Origin of the sequence: uncultured Planktosalinus sp. (assembly GCF_963973675.1) — a bacterium.
In the GTDB taxonomy this organism is placed as follows: Bacteria; Bacteroidota; Bacteroidia; order Flavobacteriales; family Flavobacteriaceae; genus Planktosalinus.
On the sequence record NZ_CAXBAN010000073.1, the window covers coordinates 1 to 8,676 of the forward strand.

Here is an 8,676-nt window from a genome sequence, read left to right on the forward strand (position 1 = left end):
CAAAGCAAGCCCTCTTAATTCAGTATATTTTTTTCCTGTGGGTAGTTTTACCCTTAACCATTTAGGCTTTGGTGCTCTTTCAGAGGTTGAAACAATTTGAGATTCCATGGTAATTTTATTGGGTGCAAATGTACAAAACAATAACTAAAATTAATGAAATTGCTTGCTTTGTAAAAAACAATTATTGTCTGTTTTTTGAAATGATTTCTGCAAGTAGTTTTTTGGAACGAAGTAATTTTACTTTTACATTGTTTATGGGTTCCTCGAGTTTTTCTGAAATTTCTTTGTAACTCATTTCCTGAAAATACCTTAGATTGATAACTTCCTGGTAATGTGGTTTGAGCATTTTAATAAATAGCAGTAATTCTGCTAAGTTTTGCTGAGTAATCAGGTTGTCTTCAGGACTAGGTGAGTCATCTGGAATTTTATGAACCTGTTCTTGAATTGCCTCTGAATTCTGAGTTTGAATTCCAGATTTCTTTTTTCTGATTTTATCAACATGTAAATTTTTTGAAATTGAAATTAGCCAAGTGCTAAATCTGTATTCTTCCTTAAAAGATTGTATTTTATCAAAAGCTTTTGCAAATGTTTCAATGGTTATTTCTTCTGCTTCAAATTCATTATTAATACGTGAAAGCTGAAACCCATAAACTTCATTCCAATATCTGTCCAAAAGAAAATTAAAAGCAATTTGTTTGCCGAGTTTAGCCTGTTGAATTTGCTCTAGGAGTTTTTTTTTACTTATTTCCAATGTTTGGGTTTTGAAAAAATGTTGGATATAAAGATAGTAATTTGGAAGCAAATAAGTGCTATTTCTAAAAATGGTAGCAGTAAAATCAACCCGTTTTCACGGAACTTTTTAAATGCTTTCCCAAAAACTATGAATTGAAATAAGAGTCTAAAAAATACGACCCCGAAAACCCACTCCCATTCAAAAAATGTAAAAGTGAGAGCTGTTCCGATCCAAAATAAGCAGTTTATAATGTATATAAAGCTCAAAAAAAGTTTATGTGAAGTTTTATAATTAGATGCAGTTGTAATGTGTCTTTTTTTCTGATTTATATAGTTTTTCCAAGTTTTTTTAGGTTCAGAGATAGTAAAGCTTTCTGCAGTGTCGCAAAGTGCTACTTTTGTTTGGGAGGCTGCTTCGTTGACAAACAAATCATCGTCTCCAGAACGAATATACATATGGCTCATAAAGCCATTATTATCATAAAATAATTTAGCGGTATAGGCGAGATTTCTTCCAACGCCCATATAGGCCATTCCAGCTTTTGCAAAGCTGAAATATTGTAAAGCAGTAACCATTGTTTCAAACCGAATGAGCTTATTTAACAGTCCTTTTCTTTTAGCGTAAGCACCATAACCCAACACAAGTTGTTTAGTTGTTGAGAAGTGGTTGGCCATTTCCTGTATCCAAAAATTTGATGCTGGTTGGCAGTCGGCATCGGTAAAGAGAAGGTAGTTGTTTTTCGCTTTTTTAATACCCAACGTGAGGGCATATTTTTTATTGGCCCAAAAGGCTTCGTTGTTTTTTACATCTACAATTTTAATACGTTCGTCTTTAGCGGCAAATTCTTCAATTACATCAAGTGTTTCGTCTATTGAAGCGTCATTGATAAGAATGAGTTCGAAGTTTGGATAAGTTTGCTCAAGCCAAATCGGGATATTTTTTTTAAGATTTTCAGACTCGTTTTTAGAGCAAACAATTACTGATACCGGAAAAGTTGATTTTTCCTCTGAAAGTTGTGGTTTTGAAAAAGCATAAGCAGCAAAAAAAATGTAAATCAGGCAGTTTAGTGCAATAACAATAATGAATGCAATAAGCAGAGTTGAAAACATACTTTATTGGTGATGTTTAATTGGTATGTGCATCTTCAGAACAACTGTCGAATTGATCTGGTGCTTTACCACAAAAACCACAGGCTTCACCATCTTTGTTTAAGAATGGACTTTGGCTTGCACAGGTTCCGGCAAACTTGCCGTCTTTTTTGGCCCATATTTTAATGGCAATCCCGGCAATAGCAAGTCCTAAAAGTGCGAGTGTGATAAGGATTAATTTCATCGTAAATTATTTTCTTCAAAGATAAGAAATTAGCAGAGAAATGGAGTAGTAGTAAAGTTTAAAATTTTCTCAATTTACACAATGTTTACCTCTGTTTCCAAAGCTATATCAAACAAGTGCTTTACCTTTTGTTGAATCTTTTTAGAGAGATTTAAAATATCAGCTCCCGAAGCATTATCATAATTTACTAACACCAATGCTTGTTTGGTATGAACTCCGGCATCACCAAAGCGTTTACCTTTAAAGCCTGCCTGCTCAATGAGCCAGCCGGCGGGTATTTTGTATTCGCTTTCTGAAATTTTATAAAAAGGTGCTTCAGGAAATTGGGAAATAAACACCTCAAATGCAGGGTTGTCAATCACCGGGTTTTTAAAAAAACTACCACTGTTGCCCAACTCATTGGGATCAGGCAATTTGGATTGTCTAATGGCAATCACTGCTTTTGAAACATCCTGAATCGTTGGGCTTTCAACATTTAATTTCAATAACTCTTCCTGAATAGCGCCATAGTCCACATTGATTTTGTGGTCTTTTTTAGTGAGTTTTAATGTAACACTCGAGATAATGTAATTGCCTTTTTCATTGGTTTTGAAGAGCGAACTACGATAACCAAATTTACACGCTTCCAAGTCAAATGTTTTCATCTCACCGTTTTCAATTTGCATCGCTTTGCAGGATATAAAAACATCTTTGAGTTCCACACCATAAGCACCAATGTTTTGAATGGGTGCGGAACCTGTGTTTCCAGGAATGAGGGAAAGGTTTTCAATCCCTCCATAGTTGTTTTCTAGGCAATACAGAACCAGTTGGTGCCAATTTTCACCAGCCATTACTTTGAGGTGAACGAAGTTGTTATCTTCAAAATCAATTGAAATTCCTTTGAGGTTGATATAAATTACCAAAGCATCAATATCTTTGGTCAATAACATATTACTACCGCCACCTAAAATAAATAATTCAGGATAATTGGAATTTCCTAATACCTCAATTAATTCTTCGACAGAGGTGACTTCCACAAAGTATTTAGCGTAAGCTGTTACACCAAAAGTATTGTAGGGTTTCAGGTTAATATGTTCTTGAATCAACATTAATTGTTGTATTGCTCCAATGCTATTTTTAAAATATTGACCGCTTTTTGTAAATCTTCTTTTTTGAGGACATAGGCAATTCTCACTTGGTTTTTACCGGCACCAGGGGTAGAGTAAAAACCTGCAGCGGGAGCTACCATTACGGTTTCGTTGTTTAAATCAAACGATTCAAGAAGCCATTTGGCAAATTCATCGGCATCGTTGACGGGCAATTCTGCGATACAGTAAAATGCTCCACCGGGTTTGGCTACTTTAACATTAGGGATTTTTTGAAGTTCAGAAACCAGCAGGTCTCTGCGGTTTTTGTATTCGTTTATTACATCATCAAAATAGGATTGTGGAGTTTCGAGGGCTGCTTCGCTTGCAATTTGTGCAAAAGTGGGTGGACTCAGTCGTGCCTGTGCAAATTTCATTGCTGTGGCCATTACTTCATTATTTTTGGAAACAATGCATCCTATGCGTGCACCACACATACTGTATCGCTTGGAAACCGAATCTATAACAATAGCATTTTCCTCAATTCCGGCAACTGAAAGAATGGAGTGGTGCATTAGACCATCATAAGCGAACTCCCTGTAAACCTCATCTGCAATTAGGAATAAATCGTATTTTTTTACGATGGCAGCCAATTGGTCAATTTCTTCCTTTGTATACAAATATCCTGTTGGGTTTCCGGGGTTGCAGATCAGGATGGCTTTAGTTTTTGGAGTTATCAGTTTTTCAAATTCTGAAACCGGTGGTAAACCAAAATTGTTTTCTATGGTTGAGATGACGGGAACAACTTTTACACCCGATGCAGTTGCAAAACCATTATAATTGGCATAAAATGGTTCTGGAATAATAATTTCATCACCGGAATCTGCAATTGTTCCCATTGCAAAAAGTAAGGCTTCAGAACCTCCAGTAGTAACTATGATGTTGTTAGGAGTAATGCCGGGTGATATGGTTTTATAATAGTTTGCTAGTTTTTTTCTGTAACTTTCAAAACCGGCTGAATGACTATATGATAAAACTGATATATTATTGTTTTTTATGGCGTTTAAAGCAACCTCGGGTGTTTTAATATCGGGTTGACCAATATTTAGATAATATATTTTTTTTCCTTTTTCTTGTGCTAAATCTGCATAAGGAACTAATTTTCTTATGGGTGATTCAGGCATTAACTTTCCTTTATTAGAAATGTGTGGCATTTTGTGTATTTTTAGGATGCAAAGTTGCAAAATTTTATTTAGATTTCCATGAAGTGTAAATGAAGATTAGCATAATTTTTGTGGTTATTAAAAAAAATAAAAATCTATTGAAAATAAACGTAATATTCTTGCTAATTATATCCTTGTTTTGTTTATCTGAGAATGCATGGTCTCAAAATAATTTTGAGTTTTCAGGAAACAAAACAAAGGATAAAGTCAACTTTAAATTGATCAACAACCTTATTTTAATACCTGTAAAAGTAAATGGAGTACCATTGACTTTTTTACTGGACACAGGAGCTTCATCTTCGGTGATTTTTAGCTTTGAAGAAACTGATTCAATACAATTGTATAATTACTCAATGATAAAATTGCGAGGGTTAGGAAAAGGTGAGCCGGTTGATGCGTTAAAATCTGAAGGAAATACTGTTGAAATTGGAAAAGCTAAAAGTAGTGATCAGACTATTTTTGTGGTTTTTGACGGTGCATTAAATTTTTCTTCACGGTTAGGGTATCCTGTTCACGGAATTATTGGCTATGATTTTTTGAAGGATTTTGTAGTTGAAGTAAATAATCAAAGAGAAAAGCTCCGTTTTTTTAAACCTGAATCTTACAAAAATAAAAACTGTCGCAGATGTATTATTAAACGAATTTATTTAAAAAAAAACAAACCCTATATAACAGCTGATTATTTTAATGGTATTGAAACCATTGATTTGAACTTACTGATTGATTCCGGTTCTGGAGATGCTTTATGGCTGTTTGAGCAAAGTAATGATAAGATAATTCTTCCTTCAGATGCTTTTGAGGATTATTTAGGGCTTGGAATAAATGGAAATATATACGGAAAACGTTCAAAAGTTGCTTCATTTTCTATTGATGAATTTGAGTTCTCAAAAGTAAATACGGCATATCCTGACGTTGACATCAATGATACAATTATAAATCTGGGTGCACGAAACGGAAGTATTGGTGGGGAACTTTTAAAGCGATTTAACTGGACCATTGATTATAATAAACAGTTTGTAAAATTTAAAAAAAACAGATTTTATGGTGAACCTTTTCATTACAATATGAGTGGTTTAACTTTACAGCAAGGTGGATTTGCACTTGTAAAAGAGCAGAAGAGTATTAATTCAGACAGTTACCGTTTAAACCAAAATGAATCACATTCTGTTTTTAATCTGAATTTAAGCGATGCTGTAGAACTAAAACTCAAACAGTTATTTGAAGTTGTGGAAGTACGAAAAAATTCACCGGCAGATTTAGCCGGAATTAGAATTGGAGATGAGATATTAGAAATTAATAATAAGCCAGCTTATCAATATGAATTAAATGAAATAAATCAATTGTTTTATTCCCGTGAAGGAAGAATGATTAAAATGAAAATTTTAAGAAACGGTATCGAGCAAAAAATGAAATTTGAACTAAAAGATCTATAAATAAAAAACCCTCAAAATTTGAGGGTTTTTTAAAAGTAATTTAATTCTATATTAACCTTTAACAGTTCCTTTAATCTTTAAAGTTACTATAGGTTCAACTGCGTTTGAGTAAACACTAATTGATCTTCTGATTGGTCCAACACGCTTTGTGTCATATTTTACTTCAATTACATCAGAAGCTCCCGGGGCAATAGGACCACTTGGTTTTTTGGGGATTGTACAACCACAGGTTGACTTGATGTCTTCAATCACCAATGGCTGATCTCCAGTGTTGGTGAATTTAAATGTTCTTACACCATCTGAACCTTTTTCGATTTCACCGTAATCGATTGTGTCCTCTTCAAATGTAATTTTTGCTTGTGCTTGCGTGGCAAAACTAATTAAACCTACAGCAAGTATTAAAACAAGTTTTTTCATAATTTCTAAGTTTTTAAGAATTGCTAATGTATATACTTTTTAATCTTCAAGCAAATTAAATTATTCACTTTTATAATCATCAAGATATAACTACTTTTGCTTACTATTTCAAAAATCAGACCAAAAATGAGTATTTCTTCTAATTATGATGCCAAATCAGTTGAAAGTAAGTGGTACGACTACTGGATAAAACACAACTATTTTCATTCTGAACCGAATGAAAAAACTCCCTATACCATAGTAATTCCACCACCCAATGTGACAGGTGTACTCCATATGGGCCACATGCTCAATAATACAATCCAGGATGTGTTAATAAGAAGAGCAAGACTAAAGGGCTTCAATGCTTGTTGGGTTCCTGGAACAGACCACGCATCTATTGCTACCGAAGCAAAAGTTGTAGCAAAATTAAAGGATGAAGGAATCAATAAAAATGATTTGACACGTGATGAATTTTTAAATCATGCCTGGGAGTGGACAGATAAACATGGAGGGATAATATTAGAACAACTTAAAAAATTAGGTTGTTCTTGTGACTGGGACAGAACCAAATTTACTTTGGACGGCGATATGTCGGCATCAGTTATTAAGTCTTTTGTTGACCTGTATAACAAAGGACTAATTTACCGTGGCTACAGAATGGTAAACTGGGACCCAGAAGCACAAACCACCCTCTCTGATGAAGAAGTAGTTTTTGAAGAACAACAAGGCAAACTTTATTATGTAAGTTACAATATAGAAGGTAGCAAAGATACTTTGACCATTGCCACTACAAGACCTGAAACTATATTGGGAGATACTGCAATTTGCATCAATCCAAATGATGAACGGTTCAAACATCTTAAAAGCAAAAAAGCAATAGTTCCAATTGCAAATCGAGTGATTCCAATTATTGAAGATGATTATGTAGATGTTGAATTTGGTACCGGTTGTTTAAAAGTAACACCCGCTCATGATGAAAACGACAAGATGTTGGGAGATAAACATAATCTCGATATTATTGATATACTAAACCCTAATGGAACTTTAAATTCGTTTGGGTTACACTATCAAGGTAAAGATCGTTTTGAGGTTAGAAAATTAATAACCAAAGAGTTGGATGAAAAAGGACATTTGTTGAAAGTGGAAGACCATATCAATAAAGTGGGAACGAGTGAACGAACCAAAGCAGTTATTGAACCCCGCTTGAGCGACCAATGGTTTTTAAAAATGGAAGACCTTGCCAAACCTGCAATCAAAGCCGTTCTTGAAACAGATGAAGTAAAATTGTTTCCAAAGAAGTTTGACAATACATATCGTCATTGGATGGAAAACATTCGTGACTGGAATATTTCAAGACAACTTTGGTGGGGGCAACAAATTCCTGCCTTTTATTACGGTGAAGGAAATGATGATTTTGTAGTAGCTGAAACAAAAAAAGAGGCTCTTCTACTTGCTCGAAAAAAATCAGGAAACCAAGATCTTTACGAAAATGATTTAACTCAAGATCCGGACGCACTCGATACCTGGTTTTCATCTTGGTTGTGGCCTATGAGTGTATTTAATGGAATTCTTGAACCAGAGAATAAAGAATTCAAATATTATTACCCGACAAATGATTTGGTGACAGGACCAGATATTCTGTTTTTCTGGGTAGCAAGAATGATTATTGCTGGTTATGAATACACAGGAAAGCGACCCTTTGAAAATGTATACTTAACCGGTTTGGTAAGGGACAAGCAACGCAGAAAGATGTCAAAATCTCTTGGAAACTCTCCCGATGCCTTGAGTTTAATAGAAGAATATGGTGCAGACGGGGTGAGAGTTGGGTTGTTGCTAAGTGCTTCTGCCGGGAATGACTTATTGTTTGATGAACAATTGTGCAATCAAGGAAAAGGTTTTGCAAATAAAATTTGGAATGCGTTTAGACTGATTAAAGGATGGGAGGTTGCTGATGTTTCACAACCCGAATATGCTCAAAAAGCACTGGAGTGGTATAATGCCAAACTACAAAGCACTTTAGTTGAGATTGAAGACCACTACAATAAATACAGAATAAGTGATGCTTTAATGGCCACTTACAAGTTGGTTTGGGATGATTTCTGTTCGTGGCTACTTGAAATGGTTAAACCCTCTTATGGAGAACCAATTGACCTTAAAACCTTTGAAGATATCATAGTGGCACTCGAAAACAATTTGAGGTTGCTTCACCCATTTATGCCATTTTTAACTGAAGAAATTTGGCAAAATATTACTAAAAGAACTAAAGAGGAAGCCCTGATAGTCAATAATTGGCCGAAAATCAAGTCCTTTGACAATATATTAATTGCAGATTTTGAACATGCTGCTGAGGTTATATCCGGAATCAGAACCATTAGAAAAGAGAAAAATATATCTTTTAAAGAGACAATAGCACTTTCTGTTTTAAATCAAGAAAATGTATCTGGAGAATTTGATTCAATAATCATTAAACTGGGCAATATTGATACTTTAAA

Annotated in this window: 8 protein-coding genes and 1 pseudogene; 2 read left to right on the top strand and 7 right to left on the bottom strand. The window is 34.4% G+C overall.

Going from position 1 to position 8,676, the window contains the following annotated elements:
- The 6 genes and pseudogenes from AACY61_RS04420 to AACY61_RS04445 form a co-directional block, all read right to left on the bottom strand.
- Positions 1-108, bottom strand: a pseudogene (locus AACY61_RS04420) (lipoyl synthase); the annotation flags it as partial.
- A gap of 73 nt (positions 109-181) precedes the next feature.
- The gene (locus tag AACY61_RS04425) at positions 182-751 is read right to left on the bottom strand and encodes a sigma-70 family RNA polymerase sigma factor (protein WP_339610378.1); all 570 of its coding nucleotides are present in this window, start codon (positions 749-751) and stop codon (positions 182-184) included.
- Positions 742-1,842: a glycosyltransferase gene (locus tag AACY61_RS04430; protein ID WP_339610379.1), complete on the bottom strand. Its 1,101-nt coding sequence runs from the start codon at positions 1,840-1,842 to the stop codon at positions 742-744. Before AACY61_RS04430 ends, AACY61_RS04425 begins: the two co-directional genes overlap by 10 nt.
- 16 nt (positions 1,843-1,858) lie before the next feature.
- On the bottom strand, positions 1,859-2,065 hold the full coding sequence (locus AACY61_RS04435) for a membrane or secreted protein (RefSeq protein ID WP_339610380.1): 207 nt from the start codon (positions 2,063-2,065) through the stop codon (positions 1,859-1,861).
- Positions 2,066-2,139: 74 nt separating this feature from the next.
- The gene (gene murB, locus AACY61_RS04440; RefSeq protein ID WP_339610381.1) at positions 2,140-3,153 is read right to left on the bottom strand and encodes a UDP-N-acetylmuramate dehydrogenase; all 1,014 of its coding nucleotides are present in this window, start codon (positions 3,151-3,153) and stop codon (positions 2,140-2,142) included.
- Positions 3,153-4,343, bottom strand: coding sequence for a pyridoxal phosphate-dependent aminotransferase (locus AACY61_RS04445; protein ID WP_339610382.1), 1,191 nt, complete (start codon positions 4,341-4,343; stop codon positions 3,153-3,155). Before AACY61_RS04445 ends, murB begins: the two co-directional genes overlap by 1 nt.
- Before the next feature lie 128 nt (positions 4,344-4,471).
- Between AACY61_RS04445 and AACY61_RS04450 the strand changes: the two genes are divergently transcribed.
- Positions 4,472-5,785 carry an aspartyl protease family protein gene (locus AACY61_RS04450; RefSeq protein ID WP_339610383.1) on the top strand — a complete coding sequence of 438 codons (1,314 nt, stop codon included), beginning with the start codon at positions 4,472-4,474 and terminating at the stop codon, positions 5,783-5,785.
- A gap of 51 nt (positions 5,786-5,836) precedes the next feature.
- On the opposite strand, the gene AACY61_RS04455 is transcribed toward AACY61_RS04450, so the two are convergent.
- A complete protein-coding gene (locus AACY61_RS04455; RefSeq protein ID WP_339610384.1) occupies positions 5,837-6,202 on the bottom strand; it encodes a DUF1573 domain-containing protein in 366 nt (121 codons plus the stop codon).
- 126 nt (positions 6,203-6,328) lie between these two features.
- Between AACY61_RS04455 and AACY61_RS04460 the strand changes: the two genes are divergently transcribed.
- Positions 6,329-8,676 (top strand): valine--tRNA ligase (locus AACY61_RS04460; protein WP_339610385.1); only part of this gene is annotated, 2,348 nt, incomplete at its 3' end.